13 protein-coding genes are annotated in these 16,271 nt (G+C 49.9%); 9 read left to right on the forward strand and 4 right to left on the reverse strand.

Features of this window, described 5'->3' with window-relative positions; all coding sequences use genetic code 11:
- The first annotated feature begins 6 nt into the window (after positions 1-6).
- The 7 genes from dsbD (at position 7) to ASG24_RS04685 (ending at position 6,915) form a co-directional block, all read left to right on the forward strand.
- Entirely contained in the window at positions 7-1,803 is a 1,797-nt protein-coding gene (gene dsbD, locus ASG24_RS04655) for a protein-disulfide reductase DsbD (protein WP_055868553.1), read from the forward strand.
- The gene (locus tag ASG24_RS04660; RefSeq protein ID WP_055868555.1) at positions 1,796-2,329 is read left to right on the forward strand and encodes a TlpA disulfide reductase family protein; all 534 of its coding nucleotides are present in this window, start codon (positions 1,796-1,798) and stop codon (positions 2,327-2,329) included. The genes dsbD and ASG24_RS04660 overlap by 8 nt, the downstream gene beginning before the upstream one ends.
- 194 nt (positions 2,330-2,523) lie before the next feature.
- Entirely contained in the window at positions 2,524-2,961 is a 438-nt protein-coding gene (gene aroQ, locus ASG24_RS04665; RefSeq protein WP_055868557.1) for a type II 3-dehydroquinate dehydratase, read from the forward strand.
- Between the two features lie 26 nt (positions 2,962-2,987).
- Positions 2,988-3,449 (forward strand): acetyl-CoA carboxylase biotin carboxyl carrier protein, encoded by a 462-nt coding sequence (gene accB, locus ASG24_RS04670; RefSeq protein WP_055868559.1) that lies wholly within the window; start codon positions 2,988-2,990, stop codon positions 3,447-3,449.
- Positions 3,450-3,587: 138 nt separating this feature from the next.
- Positions 3,588-4,937: an acetyl-CoA carboxylase biotin carboxylase subunit gene (gene accC / locus ASG24_RS04675; RefSeq protein ID WP_055830804.1), complete on the forward strand. Its 1,350-nt coding sequence runs from the start codon at positions 3,588-3,590 to the stop codon at positions 4,935-4,937.
- A 2-nt stretch (positions 4,938-4,939) separates the two neighbouring features.
- Positions 4,940-5,842: a 50S ribosomal protein L11 methyltransferase gene (prmA, locus tag ASG24_RS04680; RefSeq protein WP_055830802.1), complete on the forward strand. Its 903-nt coding sequence runs from the start codon at positions 4,940-4,942 to the stop codon at positions 5,840-5,842.
- The gene (locus ASG24_RS04685) at positions 5,833-6,915 is read left to right on the forward strand and encodes a DUF3426 domain-containing protein (RefSeq protein WP_055868561.1); all 1,083 of its coding nucleotides are present in this window, start codon (positions 5,833-5,835) and stop codon (positions 6,913-6,915) included. The genes prmA and ASG24_RS04685 overlap by 10 nt, the downstream gene beginning before the upstream one ends.
- A gap of 12 nt (positions 6,916-6,927) precedes the next feature.
- Here the strand turns inward: ASG24_RS04685 and ASG24_RS04690 are convergent, their stop codons facing one another.
- Positions 6,928-7,830: a hydrogen peroxide-inducible genes activator gene (locus tag ASG24_RS04690; protein ID WP_055830797.1), complete on the reverse strand. Its 903-nt coding sequence runs from the start codon at positions 7,828-7,830 to the stop codon at positions 6,928-6,930.
- Positions 7,831-8,159: 329 nt separating this feature from the next.
- On the opposite strand from ASG24_RS04690, the gene katG reads away from it, so the two are divergent.
- Positions 8,160-10,346 (forward strand): catalase/peroxidase HPI, encoded by a 2,187-nt coding sequence (gene katG / locus ASG24_RS04695; RefSeq protein ID WP_055868563.1) that lies wholly within the window; start codon positions 8,160-8,162, stop codon positions 10,344-10,346.
- A gap of 189 nt (positions 10,347-10,535) precedes the next feature.
- Here katG and ASG24_RS04700 read toward each other — a convergent pair whose 3' ends face one another.
- From ASG24_RS04700 to ASG24_RS04710, 3 genes are all read right to left on the reverse strand, one after another.
- A complete protein-coding gene (locus tag ASG24_RS04700) occupies positions 10,536-11,780 on the reverse strand; it encodes an AmpG family muropeptide MFS transporter (RefSeq protein ID WP_055830795.1) in 1,245 nt (414 codons plus the stop codon).
- A 116-nt stretch (positions 11,781-11,896) separates the two neighbouring features.
- Complete coding sequence (locus ASG24_RS04705; protein ID WP_369814166.1) at positions 11,897-12,190, reverse strand: c-type cytochrome; 294 nt, start codon at positions 12,188-12,190, stop codon at positions 11,897-11,899.
- Positions 12,191-12,239: 49 nt separating this feature from the next.
- On the reverse strand, positions 12,240-14,108 hold the full coding sequence (locus ASG24_RS04710; protein ID WP_055868564.1) for a methanol/ethanol family PQQ-dependent dehydrogenase: 1,869 nt from the start codon (positions 14,106-14,108) through the stop codon (positions 12,240-12,242).
- Between the two features lie 268 nt (positions 14,109-14,376).
- On the opposite strand from ASG24_RS04710, the gene ASG24_RS04715 reads away from it, so the two are divergent.
- Positions 14,377-16,263: a sigma-54-dependent Fis family transcriptional regulator gene (locus ASG24_RS04715; RefSeq protein WP_055868567.1), complete on the forward strand. Its 1,887-nt coding sequence runs from the start codon at positions 14,377-14,379 to the stop codon at positions 16,261-16,263.
- Positions 16,264-16,271: the final 8 nt, after the last annotated feature.

Below are 16,271 nucleotides of genomic sequence, written 5' to 3' on the forward strand. Positions count from 1 at the left end.
AAGATAATGATCACTAAATGGATTAAAGCGTGGGCGACCCTGGCGATGCTACTGGCAACTGCACTACCGGTGCACGCGGATTCAAGGTTCTCCCAACTATTTACCGATGAAGACTCTGAAGAGTTTTTGCCGGTAGATAAAGCGTTCAAGGTAGAAGTTGCGCTAGTAGATCAAACACACGCGCAAGTGAAATTTATTATCGCGCCTGGTCATTATCTGTATCGTGAACGCATACAACTGTTACCGGCAGATCAAAAAGCGACCATTTCATTGCCGCCAGGCGAAAGTAAAAATGATCCCAATTTCGGCCAGCAACAGGTTTTTCATCATGATACCGCCGCAGAAGTGGTTTTCCCCGATACGGCGCCAGCCGTTCTGCAAATACGGTATCAAGGTTGCAGCGAAAAAGGTTTGTGTTACCCGCCGCAGACCAAATCCCTGCCATTAACGCCATCTGCTTCGCCAGTTGCAGTCACTAGCAGCCAGCCATCAGCATTAGAAGTTGACGATGGCGTATCTGAAAAACTGCTTTCATCGGGACACTGGTGGCAAATCGTGGCTGGTTTCTTTGGCGCCGGTTTACTTTTGTCCTTCACGCCATGCGTGTTCCCAATGATTCCGATTTTGTCAGGCATTATTGTCGGTAAAAACGCACAAGCCTCACGCGCCAAAGCATTCACTTTATCGCTGGCCTATACACTAGGCATGTGCCTGACCTATACCCTGGCAGGCGTGGCGGCCGGCTTATCCGGACAACTGTTGAGTAACGCCCTGCAAACACCATGGGCATTAACGGCCGGTGCATTGATTTTTGTGGCCTTGTCTTTTTCCATGTTCGGTTTTTATGAGCTTAAACTACCAAGTGCGGTAGAAAATGCTTTTTTTAACTGGAGTCACCGGTTTAAAGGCGGACATCTGCTCAGCGACTTTCTGATGGGCGCCATCTCTGCCCTGATTATCAGCCCTTGCGTGGCGGCGCCTTTGGCAGGTGCTTTACTCTATATCAGTCAAACCCATGATGTGGTGCTTGGTGCCGTAGCACTGTTTTCACTCTCATTGGGTATGGGCGTGCCTTTACTGTTGATTGGTGCTTCTGCAGGATCAATCCTGCCAAAAGCGGGCGAATGGATGAACACCATCCGCCGCCTGTTTGGCGTACTAATGCTGGCCGTCGCTATCTGGGTGATCAGCCCGATTTTGCCAACCAGTGTGCAGCTATTGTTGTGGGGAGCACTTTGTATCATACCGGCTATTTATTTGCGTGCCATTGATCCGTTGCCGACGACAGCCACTACCGCGCAAAGGCTAAGCAAAGGCGCGGCAGTCTTTTTATTACTGTATGGCGTTGCCCTGCTGATCGGGGCCGGGTCAGGAGCCAGCTCACCACTAAGGCCATTGCAGAATCTTGCATCCACACCACAAACTGGCGGGCGGGCAGTACAGTTTCAACGTGTGCATAATGTGCAAGAACTTGATCAAGCCGTGCACGCCGCACAAGGCAAGCGCGTGATGCTGGATTTTTACGCTGACTGGTGTGTGTCATGTAAAGAATATGAGCAATTTGTATTCACAAATCATCAGGTGCAGGCTGAATTGAATCAAATAGTGCTATTGCAGGCAGACGTGACAGCAAATAATGCGCAGGATGCAGCATTGCTTAAAAAATTCGAATTGTTTGGCCCACCGGGTATCATCTTTTTTGATAGTCAAGGCCAGCCTTTACAGCCAGTCATCAAAGGCTATCACGATGCGGATCGTTTCCTGAAAATACTGCGTGCACTTGGAGGACCTAACCATGCGTAACGTCGCGCGTATCGTAATGACCGTCCTGCTGATCGTCGTCCTTGGCAGCGGGTTCCGCTGGCTTTACCTGAACCGCCATCAGTTTATGGGCGCAGATACGGCGTTACCTGATAAAACTGCGGTAAGTGCGCTCTGGAATACCACCTTAAGCGATCAAAAAGGTAAGTCATACCCGTTAGCACAATTCAAAGGCAAGCCTATGATCCTCAATTTCTGGGCCACATGGTGCGAACCTTGCCGTGATGAAATGCCGGAGATTTCCGAACTAGCCACTGCACACCCCGACATTACCGTATTGGGCGTGGCAATTGATGAAGCAGCAGCTGTGCATGAGTTTGTCGAAAGCACACCGGTGTCCTATCCATTACTGATTGCCGAGAATGAGGGCATGCCTCTGGCAGAGACCTTGGGTAACAATAAAGGCGTCTTGCCATATACGGTGATTGTCTCTGCACAGGGCGAAATCACCCATATTTTCTTTGGCCGCGTTAACAGCGAAATGCTGCAAAAAGCACTTAAGTTGTAGGCTATTCAAACTGTTATTTGATTGAATACAATGCTTTAATCGCTGCATGTTCGGAGCAAAGATCCCGCACTTAACAGCAAAATTAGCGATGTTTCACTTTTGTGTAATTGACGAATTCTGCTGGACAAAATGCAATAACTTCGGCAAACTTCGCGCCATGAAGGTTGTATCTTTCTCTTTAAAAGGCATGTGAAATGGGCACCAAATCTATCCTGGTGATTCATGGACCTAATCTCAACATGCTTGGCACACGCGAGCCACAGCATTATGGCAACCAGACCCTGGCAGATATCGACCAGAGGTTGCATGCACTGGCGCACGCGGATCAGGCACGGCTGGAAACCTTTCAGAGCAATTCTGAAGGGGATATTATTGAGAAGATACACACATTGTCTGTTAACCGCGTGGATTATGTCATCATCAATCCTGCGGCTTTCACACATACTTCGGTGGCGATTCGTGATGCAATTTCAGCGGTAAAAGTACCGTTTATTGAAGTACATCTTTCCAATGTGCACGCACGGGAGCCATTCAGGCATCACTCTTATTTCAGCGATATCGCGACGGCCGTCATCTGCGGTCTGGGCGCGGAAGGCTATTACGCCGCTTATCGCCATATCCAACAACTATAATTAAAACATTCTAAATCGAGGTTTCTATGGATTTACGCAAACTCAAAAAATTAATTGATCTGGTCGAGGAATCGGGAATTTCCGAACTAGAACTGACCGAAGGTGAAGAAAAAGTACGTATCAGCCGCACCATCACTGGCGTTGCGCCGGTTACACAATATGTAACTGCGCCTGCCCAGGCTGCCCCGGCTAGTGCAGCACCAGCTGCTGCGCCTGCCGGCGCTACTGCTAGCGCACCAGCGCCGGAGGTGGAAGGCAAAGTAGTGAAATCACCTATGGTCGGTACTTTCTACCGCGCCTCTTCTCCTGATGCCAAAGCATTCGTTGACGTTGGCAGCAGCGTGAATGCCGGTGAAACGGTATGTATTATCGAGGCGATGAAGCTACTCAATGAAATTGAGAGTGAGTATGCCGGCGTGATCAAGAAAATCTTTGTTGAAAACGGCCAACCAGTGGAATACGGCGAACCATTATTCCTGATTGGTTAAGATTCCCTGATTGATATTTATGTTAGAAAAAATTCTGATTGCCGAACTTGGCAGCCAGCTATCGACAGGTTGTACTGCAACAAAATTAAAATGCGCCGTGGCTAATAGCCAGGCAGCTATGAAGACGCGGAGTTAAAAATGTTCGAGAAAATACTGATTGCAAACCGAGGCGAAATAGCCTTGCGTGTGCAACGTGCCTGCCGTGAACTGGGGATCAAAACCGTAGCCGTGCACTCCGAGGCCGACCGCGATGCCAAATATGTTAAATTGGCTGACGAGTCCGTCTGTATTGGCCCAGCTCCTTCCGCTAAAAGTTACTTGAATGTTCCAGCAGTCATCAGCGCTGCTGAAGTAACAGATGCGCAGGCGATACACCCGGGTTATGGCTTTTTGTCTGAAAATGCCGACTTTGCCGAGCGTGTGGAGCAAAGTGGTTTCGTGTTTATCGGGCCACGTGCTGAAACAATCCGCCTGATGGGCGATAAGGTTTCCGCCAAGGATGCCATGAAAAAAGCTGGCGTGCCTTGCGTACCTGGTTCAGATGGTGCTTTGCCTGATGATCCTGCTGAAATTGTGAAAACAGCCAAACGTGTCGGTTACCCGGTCATTATCAAAGCGGCTGGTGGCGGAGGCGGCCGCGGTATGCGCGTCGTGCATACTGAAGCGGCATTAATAAATGCAGTCAATATGACCAAAGCCGAAGCGCAAAGCGCTTTTGGTAACCCGGTGGTTTACATGGAAAAATTCCTGGAAAACCCGCGCCATATCGAAATCCAGATACTGGCCGATGAACATGGAAATGCGGTGTTCCTGGGTGACCGTGATTGCTCCATGCAACGTCGTCACCAGAAAATCATTGAAGAAGCGCCTTCACCTTTATTACCAGCAAGATTGCGCGACAAGATAGGTGAACGTTGTGCTGAAGCATGCCGCAAAATCAAATACCGTGGTGCAGGTACCTTTGAGTTCCTGTATGAAAACGGCGAATTCTATTTCATTGAGATGAACACCCGTTTGCAAGTAGAGCATACGGTGACCGAGATGATTACCGGGATTGATCTGGTACAACAGCAAATCTTTATTGCCGCCGGTGAAAAACTGCCTTTCCGTCAGCGTGACATCGTATTGAACGGTCATGCCATTGAGTGCCGGATTAACGCCGAAGATCCTTACAATTTTGTGCCTTCTCCTGGTTTCATTAACCGCTTCCATATGCCAGGTGGACCTGGCGTGCGCATGGACACTCATGTATATGGCGGTTATACAGTGCCTCCACATTACGATTCCATGATCGGTAAATTGATCACGCACGGTGCCACCCGCGAGCAAGCGATTGCCAGAATGCGCGTAGCTTTGTCTGAACTGTATGTCGAAGGTATTAAAACCAACAAGGAACTGCATTCTGACCTGATGTCTGATCTGGCGTTTCAGCAAGGCGGCACCAGCATTCACTATCTTGAACAGAAGCTGGGCATCAGCGCTAAGTAATTGTGCATTGGCTGTTACTTAAAATTCAATCGACCGAGCCACAGGCGGAGTCGCTCAGCGATGTGTTGATGGAACATGGCGCACTGTCTGTCAGCATTGAAGACGCGCATGCGGACACCATGGCTGAACAAGCCATTTTTGGTGAGCCGGGCGATCCACCGCCAGGTATCTGGCAACAGAATATCGTGACTGCCATGCTGGAAGCTGACGCGGATGTGACGGCTTTGCTAGCCACAGTGCAATCCGAGTTGCAGCTGGATGGTTTGAAATACCAGTTGGAACAGATTGAAGAGCAGGATTGGGTGCGCGCAACCCAGGCGCAATTCGACCCGATTCGTGTGACTGATAATTTATGGATTGTGCCATCATGGCACCAGGCGCCCAATGCGGAGGCAATCAATATTGTACTGGATCCCGGTCTGGCATTCGGTACCGGTAGCCATCCCACCACGCATTTATGTTTGAGCTGGCTGGCACAATTACCTAAATCAGAATTGGCTCAAGCCAATGTACTGGATTACGGTTGTGGCTCCGGGATCCTCGCGATTGCGGCCAAAAAACTGGGCGCCGGCCAAGTGATTGGTGTGGACATTGATACACAGGCGGTCATCGCCAGCCGTGACAATGCCGCCAATAACCAGGTGGAAGCGCTATTTTATGATTCTGCAGAATATCTGCATGAGCCATTTGATATTGTGGTCGCCAATATTCTTTCCAGTGCCTTGATGGTATTGGCGCCGGTGATTGCAAAATCTTGCAAAAATGGCGGCAAAGTTGCATTATCCGGCATATTGGATAGTCAGCAGGAAATGTTGCTGACGCATTACTCAGAGTGGTTTGAAATGGATGCCCCCATCCAGCAAGATGGATGGGTCTTGCTGACGGGAACCAGAAAATGTCTCTAATCACGGCGTGCCCTGCCTGCCAAACACAATTTGAAGTCAACGACGAACAACTGCAAGCCTATGCCGGCAAAGTACGTTGTGGTGAATGCAATCATGTGTTTGATGCGCGCTCTTCGCTGATTGACTCGACAGAAGCAACAGAAACCATTGCGGCAGACGAATCTGTCGTATCTGTAGAAGCACCCATACCAGCAAATGAATCGATTGCACAGGCCGACGCACCAGCAGAGACATTTACACCAGAAGTCACTGAAACCAGCAACACGCAGTACGTGACACCTGAAGCAGACATCTCCCAGACAGCTTTAACAGAAGTCGAGCATGCAAGTGCAGAGAATTCTGGAGCGCACAGTTCAGAAGCTTATGTCTCGGATACTTATGGTTCTGATAGCTACTTTGCCCCTGAAGCGACACTTGATAGCCCAACAGCAGAGTTGGATGCTCCGCTCACGACCCAGGAGGATGCCGCTCAAGATGCTCAAGAGATTCGGGCATTGAACTGGAATCTTGGGCGCGAAGAAGCTGATACAACAGCCATTCCGGAATTTTTGCGTAATGTTTCCCTGAGTGAAGAGTGGCCAGCAGCCGCTGAAAAACCCAAAGCACCATGGGTGTTTCCACTGTTATCCGGCTTACTGCTAGTGACTCTCCTGTTGCAATCTGTTTATTTCACACGCACAAGCCTGGCCGCTAATTATCCTTTTACCAAACCGCTGCTGCAGTCGGCTTGCAAATTGGCACATTGCGCGGTGGCATTGCCTAAGGATATTACGCAATTAACCATTGATGATGCCGACATTCAGGAACACAGGGAGCGCGAAGGAGTACTGGTATTTTCCAGCGTATTGATCAATCACGGTGCGGTGTCTCAAACTTACCCGATGATTGAACTGACGCTGACCAATATGGCTGACGAACCGGTATTGCGCAAAGTCCTGACACCTAAGGAATATTTGCCTGCAACTGTCAAGGTTTCTGAAGGCCTGGCTGGACAACAGGAGCAACCGGTTAAAACCAGCCTTGGCATCTCCGAAAAAGCCGTGACCGGGTTCCGCGTCGCGATTGCTTATTAAATTCCAGAAATATTATCCGCCAGTGCTTTTCGCCTGCGCGCCGATGTCTGACATCACTTTCCCCAAAACCTCAATTGCAGCCGTGCGCACAAAACTTTTACGCCAGGCCAATGCAATCCTCCTGCTAGGCACCGGTTTGGTGAATGGAATCACCCGAATCAGCGGATTCTGGTAACGTGCGACAGTCGCCATCGCTGGCAACACCGTAATCCCCAGGTTGGAAGCCACCATATTACGTATAGTTTCCAAAGAATTACCTTGTAGCACCTCGCCCTTACGACCTAGTTCAGGGCAAGCCTGTGTAACCTGGTTGCTAAAGCAATGCCCACTATTCAGTAATAGCACTTTTTCGTTGCCTAATTCATCCGGATTCACTGTTTTACGTTGTGCCCATGGGTGGCTGGCTGGCACCACCACATTAAAATCTTCATCATAAAGCGGTGTGATTTCAATCCCGGGCACATTAAACGGCAAGGCCACGACTGCCGCGTCAATCACGCCATTCCTTAATTGCTGTTCCAGTGTAGCGGTAATATTTTCTTCTACTTCCAGCGGCATATTTGGTGCAGTTTTAACCAATGGCGGAATCATTTCCGGCAACAGGTAAGGGCCTACCGAATGGATCATGCCCAGCTTGAAAGGCCCATTCAACGGGTCGCTGCCATGCTTGGCCATTTCCTTGATTTTTGCCGCTTGCTCCAGCACAGTGTTCGCCTGCTCAATGATCTGTTCACCTATCGGCGTTGGTGTCACGTCATTACGGTTACGCTCAAACAGCAAAACGCCTAATTCCTCTTCCAGCTTTTTGATGCCAAGGCTTAATGCCGGTTGTGTGACAAAACATTTCTCAGCCGCCCGGCGAAAATTGCGTTCCTGCGCTACTGCCAGCACAAACTTCAGTTCAATCAGGGTCATGTTTTTCTCACTGCTGTGAAGAGGCCATTAGTGTAAATCTATTAATTTTATTAATCAATAGTATCAAAACATACAATTATACAAATTGAAGTGGCTTGCCTAGAATGGCCTCCATGCATCAGACAACATTGATTCATGGAGGCAAAATGATTAACAGGTGGCTTCAGGATTTATCCCAGTTGCAGGAAGTATTGGCGGCTTACGCTGCCAGCAACTAGATAAACCATATTCATTACCTAGAAAACGATTATCGTAATATTTAACAAGTAGTATATTTATCGCATGGTCACTCAAGGGTGGTCAGTCAATAAGAAAAGGAGCTCAAAAAAATGGAAAATCAGCAAAATACCACAGGCAAATGTCCATTTGCACATGGGGGAAACACTGCCACCGAGAAATCAAATACCAGCTGGTGGCCAAATGCGCTAAATCTGGATATCTTGCATCAACAAGACAGCAAAACCAATCCGCTGGGTGAAGATTTTAATTATGCCGAGGAATTTAAAAAGCTGGATTTAGCGGCAGTGAAAGCCGACCTGCATGCACTGATGACCGATAGCCAGTCATGGTGGCCTGCTGATTGGGGGCACTATGGTGGATTGATGATTCGCTTGTCATGGCATGCGGCCGGTACTTATCGCGTCGCCGATGGCCGTGGCGGAGCCGGCACCGGTAACCAGCGTTTTGCGCCGCTGAACAGCTGGCCGGATAACGTTAACCTGGATAAAGCGCGCCGCCTGTTATGGCCGATCAAGAAAAAATACGGTAACAAGCTTTCCTGGGCCGATTTGATTGTACTGGCCGGCACGATTGCGTATGAGTCCATGGGTCTGAAAACCTTTGGCTTTGCCGGTGGCCGCGCCGATATCTGGCATCCGGAAAAAGATATTTATTGGGGCAACGAAAAAGAATGGCTAGCTAAAACAGGCGCGCCCGGTAGTCGTTATACAGGTGAACGTGAGCTGGAAAATCCGCTGGCCGCCGTAATGATGGGGCTCATATATGTAAATCCGGAAGGGGTCGATGGCAACCCGGACCCATTACGCACAGCGAGGGATATCCGCGAAACCTTTGACCGGATGGCGATGAACGACGAAGAAACCGTTGCGCTGACTGCTGGTGGTCATACCGTAGGCAAATCGCATGGTAATGGCATAGCAGCAAACTTAGGCCCGGATCCGGAAGCGGCTAACGTTGAAGAGCAAGGCATGGGTTGGAATAACCATATCACCCGCGGTATTGGCCGTGATTCAGTTACCAGCGGTATTGAAGGCGCCTGGACTACACACCCTACCCGCTGGGATAACGGTTATTTCAAAATGCTGTTCGAACATGAATGGGAGCTGAGAAAGAGCCCGGCAGGCGCATGGCAGTATGAACCGGTGAATATTAAGGAAGAAGATAAACCTGTTGATGTGGAAGATCCGTCCATCCGCTATAACCCGATCATGACAGATGCGGATATGGCGATGATTAAGGATCCGATCTACCGCGAAATTTCGGAGCGTTTTTACCGTGACCAGGCTTATTTTTCCGAAGTATTTGCACGTGCCTGGTTTAAATTGACGCATCGTGATCTAGGTCCGAAAGCTCGCTATTTGGGGCCAGATGTGCCGCAGGAAGACTTGATCTGGCAGGACCCAACGCCAGCTGGCAACGCTAACTTGAGTGCCGCGGATATTGCAACCTTAAAAGCGCAGATCCTGGCGAGTGGCCTGACGATTGCTGAACTGGTGGCTACCGCCTGGGATAGCGCACGTACATTCCGCGCATCCGATTTCCGTGGTGGTGCCAATGGAGCACGTATCCGTCTGGCACCGCAAAAAGACTGGCAAGGCAATGAGCCAGCCAGGTTGCAGAAAGTACTGGCCGTACTTGAAGGCATACGGGCAGCTTTTAACCAACCGGTCAGCCTGGCAGACTTGATTGTGCTAGGTGGCTCAGCGGCCATTGAGCAGGCGGCCAATGCTGCAGGTGTGGCGGTTGAAGTGCCGTTTGCGCCAGGCAGGGGCGATGCCACCGATGAGATGACAGATGTGGAGTCTTTCTCTGTGCTGGAGCCACTGCACGATGGTTTCCGCAACTGGCAGAAGGCGGATTATGTGCCGACAGCTGAAGAGCTACTGCTGGATCGTACCCAGCTGATGGGGCTGACAGCGCCGGAAATGGTGGTTTTGGTTGGTGGTATGAGAGTGTTGGATACCAACTATGGTGCTAGCAAACATGGTGTGTTTACCGACAGGCCGGGCGTGCTTAGCAATGACTTCTTTGTGAATTTGACGGATATGCAGTACACCTGGAAACCAGTAGGCAGCAATTTGTATGAACTGCGCGAGCGGGCTACCGGTAACGTGAAGTGGACTGCAACACGTGTGGATCTGGTATTTGGCTCTAACTCTATTCTGCGTTCTTATGCGGAAGTGTATGCGCAGGATGATGCCAAACAGAAGTTTGTGCAGGATTTTGTGAAAGCATGGACTAAAGTAATGAATGCAGATCGGTTTGATTTGAAGTAATTGTGCAGTAAAAAAGAAAAAGCGCCTTGAGGAATCGCGGCGCTTTTTTATTGGCTGAAAGTTTTAACTTAAATAGTTTGTAAGGCACTTTGATTCTGGCGAAGGATGTAGCAGTCACAAAGCTAGCTACGCGGACCCCATGCTATACCTGCACCGGAGCGACTAACCAAAGAATTTAACTTTCAGACTTTACCGTGCCCGCCACGGCGCTACCTTAAACAACAACACCATCCCCGGAATGGTCAGCAACATACACACATAAAAAAACTGTTCCCACCCCAAATTTTCTACCATCCCGCCGGTAAGTGCATTAAACACCGAACGCGGCACTGCCGACAAACTGGTAAACAATGCCAGTTGTGTCGCTGTATATGCAGGGTTGGTTTCACGCGCCATATAAGCCACATATGCCGCGGTTCCCAAGCCGATGCCAAACGCCTCGGCACCAATCACAAATGCCAGCATGCTACGCTCGGCAGCGCCAATCTCAGTAAAAGGCCCGCTTTGTGCCAGCCAGGCAAAACCAAAAATAGCTAATGCCTGTATCACACCAAATACCCATAAGCCGCGATTAATACCTAACTTGAGCATCCACAAGCCGCCGACAAAAGCACCGGCAATCTGCATCACCAGGCCGCTGCCTTTGGCAATCGCACCGATATCGGTTTTGCTGAAACCCATATCAATATAGAAAGGTGTAGCGAGTGCTGTGGCCATGCTGTCACCCAGTTTATACAACAGAATAAATAGCAATACCCAGACTGCATGTTGCCAGCCACTGCGATGGATAAATTCCTTAAAGGGTTCGACCACGGAAGCCAGCAATGTTTTTGGCATGCTGGCGGCCGCTGGTTCTTGTGACCACAGGGTAAAGCCTATGCCGGGTAGCATAAATAAACCCACAATCAGAAACACTTGCGACCAGGCCATATGGTCGGCCAGGATTAATGCCAGTGAGCCAGGGACTAATCCGGCGATACGGTAGGCATTCACATGAATACTGTTACCCAAACCCAATTCTTCGTCGCTAAGTATTTCGCGGCGGTAGGCATCAATCACAATATCCTGGCTGGCGGAGAATAAAGCGACCAGTGTAGCCAGTAATGCAACCGCGGTGATATCAAATGCTGGTTGAAACGAGCCAAGTGCAATGATGGAGCCCAACAATGCAAATTGGGTGAACAGTATCCAGCTACGTCTGCGGCCCAGGCTTGCCAGCAATGTATAGCGGTCCATCAACGGTGCCCATAGAAATTTCCAGGTATACGGCAGTTGCATAAATGCGAACGCGGCAATGGTTTTTAAATTGAGCCCTTCGCTGCGTAGCCAGGCGGGTAATAACTGCAGTAAAAGGTAAAGAGGTAGGCCGGAGCTGAAGCCAAGCGCCACACACATCAGCATGCGGCGCGTAAACAGGGTTTGTGCGATGGTCATGTCCGCATTGTAATCGCTTTTGTCTGGCAGACATTCGCCAGGCAAAAAAAAGCCAACCCTTGCGGGTTGGCACACTCGGAGATCAAATGGTCAAACAATACTTTGTGGAAAAACCCCTACAAACTGAGTATCCACTGGACCAAGGTTTTAATATCTTCGTCCTTTACCTGCGGGCTGTTAGGCGGCATGGGCATATCACCCCACGCGCCACTGCCGCCGGCTTTTACTTTCTGGATCAATTTTGCCTCCGCAGATTTGTCGCCTTTGTATTTGGCGGCAACATCCTTATAGGCTGGTCCCAGGATTTTTTTATCCACACTGTGGCACATCAGACAATTACTTTTTTGCGCCAGTGCTTCGGCATTACTACCTGCCATGACAGAAGCTGTCATCCCCAACAGGGTAGTCATTGCCAGGCTTTTAATGAATAAATGCATAAAGTCATTCCTTGAAAATGTATTACAGGCTGAACACGTTCATTGCGCCACCGCCAGGTGCCGCGTTGTACTTGGTCAGCTCTTTGTAGCCACCGGCAGCCCCCAAGCCATCGGTTTCATTGGTCAGACCCAGGTTCATCGCAACTCCAGCCCAGCCGCCAATCCCTGACAATACGCCTACATATTGCTTGCCTTTGTGACCGTAAGTGATCATGTTGCCAACCACACCGGAACCCACCTGGAACTTCCACAGTTCTTTACCGGTTTTGGCATCCAGTGCTTTTACCCAACGGTCCAACGTCCCGTAAAACACCAGGTCAGTTGAAGTCACCAGCGCACCACCCCAGGCAGAGAACTTCTCTTTGTTGTACCACTGCGCTTTACCTTTCAGCGCATCCCACGCCATAAAACCGCCCATCACACCGTCCGGCCCGGCAAACATGGTCAAGGTAGCGCCTACCCATGGCTGGCCAGCCACGTATTTGGATTCAACCGGCTCGTACGTCATACATACATGGTTCAGTGGCACGTAAAACATTTTGTTTTTCGGTGAGTAAGCTGCCGGTTGTTCGTCTTTCACGCCCAGGGCTGATGGACAAATACCTTTGGCGTTGTAATCCTGATGGGTAGAATATTTGGCATCTTTCACCGGAATACCGGTTTTCAGGTCAATCTTGCTGGCCCAGTTGACAAAAGGATGCATTTTCTCTGCCACCAGCAAGCTGCCGTTGGTGCGGTCAAAGGTATAGCCAAAACCATTACGGTCAAAATGAGACGCCAGTTGTTTACCGTTGGCTTCCCACAGGATGATTTCGTTCATGCCGTCATAATCCCACTCATCATGTGGCGTCATCTGGTAAGCCCAACGCGCCATGCCGGTGTCGAGGTCACGCGCAAAAATCGTCATTGACCATTTGTTGTCGCCAGGTCGTACGTCCGGGTTCCAGGTGCCTGGATTACCGGTACCGTAGTACATCAGGTTGAGTTTCGGGTCATAAGAGTACCAGCCCCAGGTTGGGCCGCCACCATTCTGCCAGCCGTCTTTTTGCTGTTGCGGTTTATGCCAGGTACGTACGCCGAGGTCAGCTTCAGGATATTTCAGTTGCGATTTATCCAGAGGCTTGAAAGAACCACCCTCTTTGTTGCCACCATTCACATCCTGGTAAACGGATAAGGCGCTGTAATGCGGATTCTCTTTGTTAAAGTCTTTGCCAATCAGCATTTCGCTATCGGGGCCTGTGCTATAGGCTTTCCATAACAGGCTGCCATCTTTGATGTTATAAGCAGAAATATGGCAACGTACGCCGAATTCGCCGCCTGAACAGCCAGTCACCACTTTGTCTTTAAATACGTGAGGGACATTGGTATTGGCCGCGCCTGTTTTCGGGTCGTTGACCTTTACGTCCCATATTTTGGCACCGGTTTTGGCATCCAGCGCCACCAGCACACCATTATTCTGTTGCAGGAAAATCTTGCCGTCGCCGTAACCCAGGCCTTTGTTTACGTTGTCACAGCACAAAACAGACTGCACGTCCGGATCCTGTTTAGGGAAATAAGACCAGCGGATCTTCTGGTTGTCGTCCAGGTCCAGCGCATAGACGTTGTTCGGGAATGCGGTATGGATGTACATGGTATTGCCAATAACCAACGGCGCACCTTCGTGACCCCGGTTAACGCCGGTCGCGAATGACCAGGCCAGTTTGACGTTTTTGACATTGCCTTTGTTGATTTGTGACAGTTTGCTGTAACCCTGGTTGGCGTAATCTTTACGCGCCATGGCCCATTGGTTGTCATCCTTCATCATGGCGTCCAGTTCGGCATTGGCCCATACACTGGTGCTCATGCCGGCTAGCATCATTGCAGTGATGGCAAGCTTGATTTGGTGTTGCATACATACCTCCAAAATGGTGTGTTTGAAGCTGGAATAAATGAGTTATACGCCAGTAAGCAAATGCTTCTTTTGTTACTCGCAGACCATTGATTGCAACCCCTGTGCCAGACACGAGTTTTATTTGAGGTAATGAAAAAAATGAATTAAAATCAAAAGGTTATTCTTAGGTACCAGCTACGGTTATGCATTCTGGAACGTTGAAAACTGTTCAGCGGTGTGCCAAACTGATACAGTTGTTCAATCACGTGATACAGGTGTTCAAGCAGTGATGTCCAAGTTCTCTCCAGCCTCTACACATACATCGTTGCCAGTCATGCGCGACGATCAACTGGCCATTGCCGAAGCGATTGAACGCTCATGGCGTCGTTGCATGGTCAAAGGCGTGGATGAGCAGGCACCAGCACATGACCAGATCATCACCGCGCAAGAATTAGCACAACGGCTAGAGCAAAATCGTTTGTTGCTCACGCATGCCGAACCTGAAATGATGACCTTAAGCGGGCAGATTGCACATACTCGTAGCCTGGTCATTCTCACGGACAATGAAGGTGTGATCCTGCGCACCATGGGTGAAGGCGTGGAGCAGGGCGACATTCGTGCTTCTTTATTACCTGGTGCTTCCTGGAGTGAAGAGCATCGCGGGACAAATGCCATAGGCACAGCGCTGGTTGAGCGTGCTCCCATCAGCGTGCAGGGTGCCGAGCACTTTATGGCCTATCACCACTCACTCAGCTGCTCGGCAGTACCGATCTTTGCAGCCAATAACCAGTTAGTGGCTACATTAGATGTATCCAATGATTTGAACCAGCCACAGCAACACACGCTGGCACTGGTGAAAATGGCAGCGCAAATGGTCGAGAACCGTTTGTTTCATGCCACTGCACAAGGTGAGATAGGCGTGCATTTTCATGCACGATCAGAATTTATCGGGACGTTATGGGAAGGCTTGGCGTTATTTGACAGTGATGGCCAATTGCGTGCCATCAATCGTAGCGGACAATTCCAGTTCGGCTTGCCTCTTGATGAAGATGTGCTGGCTAAGCGGCGGGTGCAATTCAGCGATGTATTCGATGAATCTTGGGTGACATTCAAGCAACGCTGCCAGGGTGGTGATTTATTATTCCCCATGCAATTGCGGAATGGCGCCCGACTATTTGCACGTGCTTCCGTTCAAACCAGCACGCGTTCACGCCCAGCGGTTTCCCAACCACGGGAATCTGCAGCCAGCCTGGAAATGCTCGATACTGGCGATGCACAGCTTAAACTGGCGATCACCCAAGTCAAACAAGTATTGAATCGCGATATTCCCATACTGGTATTGGGTGAAACGGGCGCCGGAAAAGAATTATTTTCTCGCGCGATACACGATGCCAGCGCTCGTCGCGACCAACCTTTTATTGCGGTCAATTGCGCTGCCTTGCCCGAAGGCCTGATCGAAGCCGAGCTGTTTGGCTATGAAGAAGGCGCTTATACCGGCGCCAAACGTAAAGGTAATTCTGGCAAAATCCAGCAGGCTGATGGCGGCACGCTGTTCCTGGATGAAATTGGCGATATGCCGTTGTCATTGCAAGCAAGGTTGTTACGTGTGCTGCAAGAGCGCTGCGTGACACCGCTGGGCTCCAGCAAGTCGATTCCGGTTAACTTTATGCTGATCAGCGCGACCAACCAGAAACTGAAAGATAAAGTCACTGCAGGGGAATTCCGCAGCGATTTGTACTACCGTATTAATGGACTGGCAGTGCAATTGCCAGCCTTACGCCATCGCCAGGATTTACAGCGCCTGATCAGTTTAATTTTGCAGGTTGAGCAGTCACCGGAGAGTGAAATCAGTGCAGAAGTCATGGCTTTGTTTGCCCGTCACCCATGGCCTGGCAATGTGCGGCAATTGCATAATGTGTTGCGCACCGCGCTTGCTTTGGCGGATGGCGCGGTCATTGATTTGATGCATTTGACGCAGGACTTTATGGATGAGCTTGAAGATGCAGCCATCAGTCACCAAACGGTACGTCCAGCATTAACTTTAAAGGCGCAATCTGATGAGGTTATACGTTCGGCTATGCAGCAGCATGCTGGAAATGTTTCCGCCGCTGCACGCCAGCTGGGTATGAGCAGGAATACACTTTATCGTCGTTTGAAAGCATTACACCTGGCTTGATCAGTCAA

The sequence above is a fragment of the Methylophilus sp. Leaf414 genome (assembly GCF_001425425.1).
In the GTDB taxonomy this organism is placed as follows: Bacteria; Pseudomonadota; Gammaproteobacteria; order Burkholderiales; family Methylophilaceae; genus Methylophilus.

What these genes read in the sequence shown, in the direction of transcription:
- accC (WP_055830804.1), top strand. Translation starts at nt 3,588, where the DNA reads ATGTTCGAGAAAATACTGATTGCAAACCGAGGCGAAATAGCCTTGCGT.
- accB (WP_055868559.1), top strand. Translation starts at nt 2,988, where the DNA reads ATGGATTTACGCAAACTCAAAAAATTAATTGATCTGGTCGAGGAATCG.
- aroQ (WP_055868557.1), top strand. Translation starts at nt 2,524, where the DNA reads ATGGGCACCAAATCTATCCTGGTGATTCATGGACCTAATCTCAACATG.
- ASG24_RS04700 (WP_055830795.1), bottom strand. Translation starts at nt 11,780, where the DNA reads ATGACCATCGCACAAACCCTGTTTACGCGCCGCATGCTGATGTGTGTG.
- ASG24_RS04685 (WP_055868561.1), top strand. Translation starts at nt 5,833, where the DNA reads ATGTCTCTAATCACGGCGTGCCCTGCCTGCCAAACACAATTTGAAGTC.
- ASG24_RS04705 (WP_369814166.1), bottom strand. Translation starts at nt 12,190, where the DNA reads ATGACTACCCTGTTGGGGATGACAGCTTCTGTCATGGCAGGTAGTAAT.
- dsbD (WP_055868553.1), top strand. Translation starts at nt 7, where the DNA reads ATGATCACTAAATGGATTAAAGCGTGGGCGACCCTGGCGATGCTACTG.
- katG (WP_055868563.1), top strand. Translation starts at nt 8,160, where the DNA reads ATGGAAAATCAGCAAAATACCACAGGCAAATGTCCATTTGCACATGGG.
- ASG24_RS04710 (WP_055868564.1), bottom strand. Translation starts at nt 14,108, where the DNA reads ATGCAACACCAAATCAAGCTTGCCATCACTGCAATGATGCTAGCCGGC.
- ASG24_RS04715 (WP_055868567.1), top strand. Translation starts at nt 14,377, where the DNA reads ATGTCCAAGTTCTCTCCAGCCTCTACACATACATCGTTGCCAGTCATG.
- ASG24_RS04660 (WP_055868555.1), top strand. Translation starts at nt 1,796, where the DNA reads ATGCGTAACGTCGCGCGTATCGTAATGACCGTCCTGCTGATCGTCGTC.
- ASG24_RS04690 (WP_055830797.1), bottom strand. Translation starts at nt 7,830, where the DNA reads ATGACCCTGATTGAACTGAAGTTTGTGCTGGCAGTAGCGCAGGAACGC.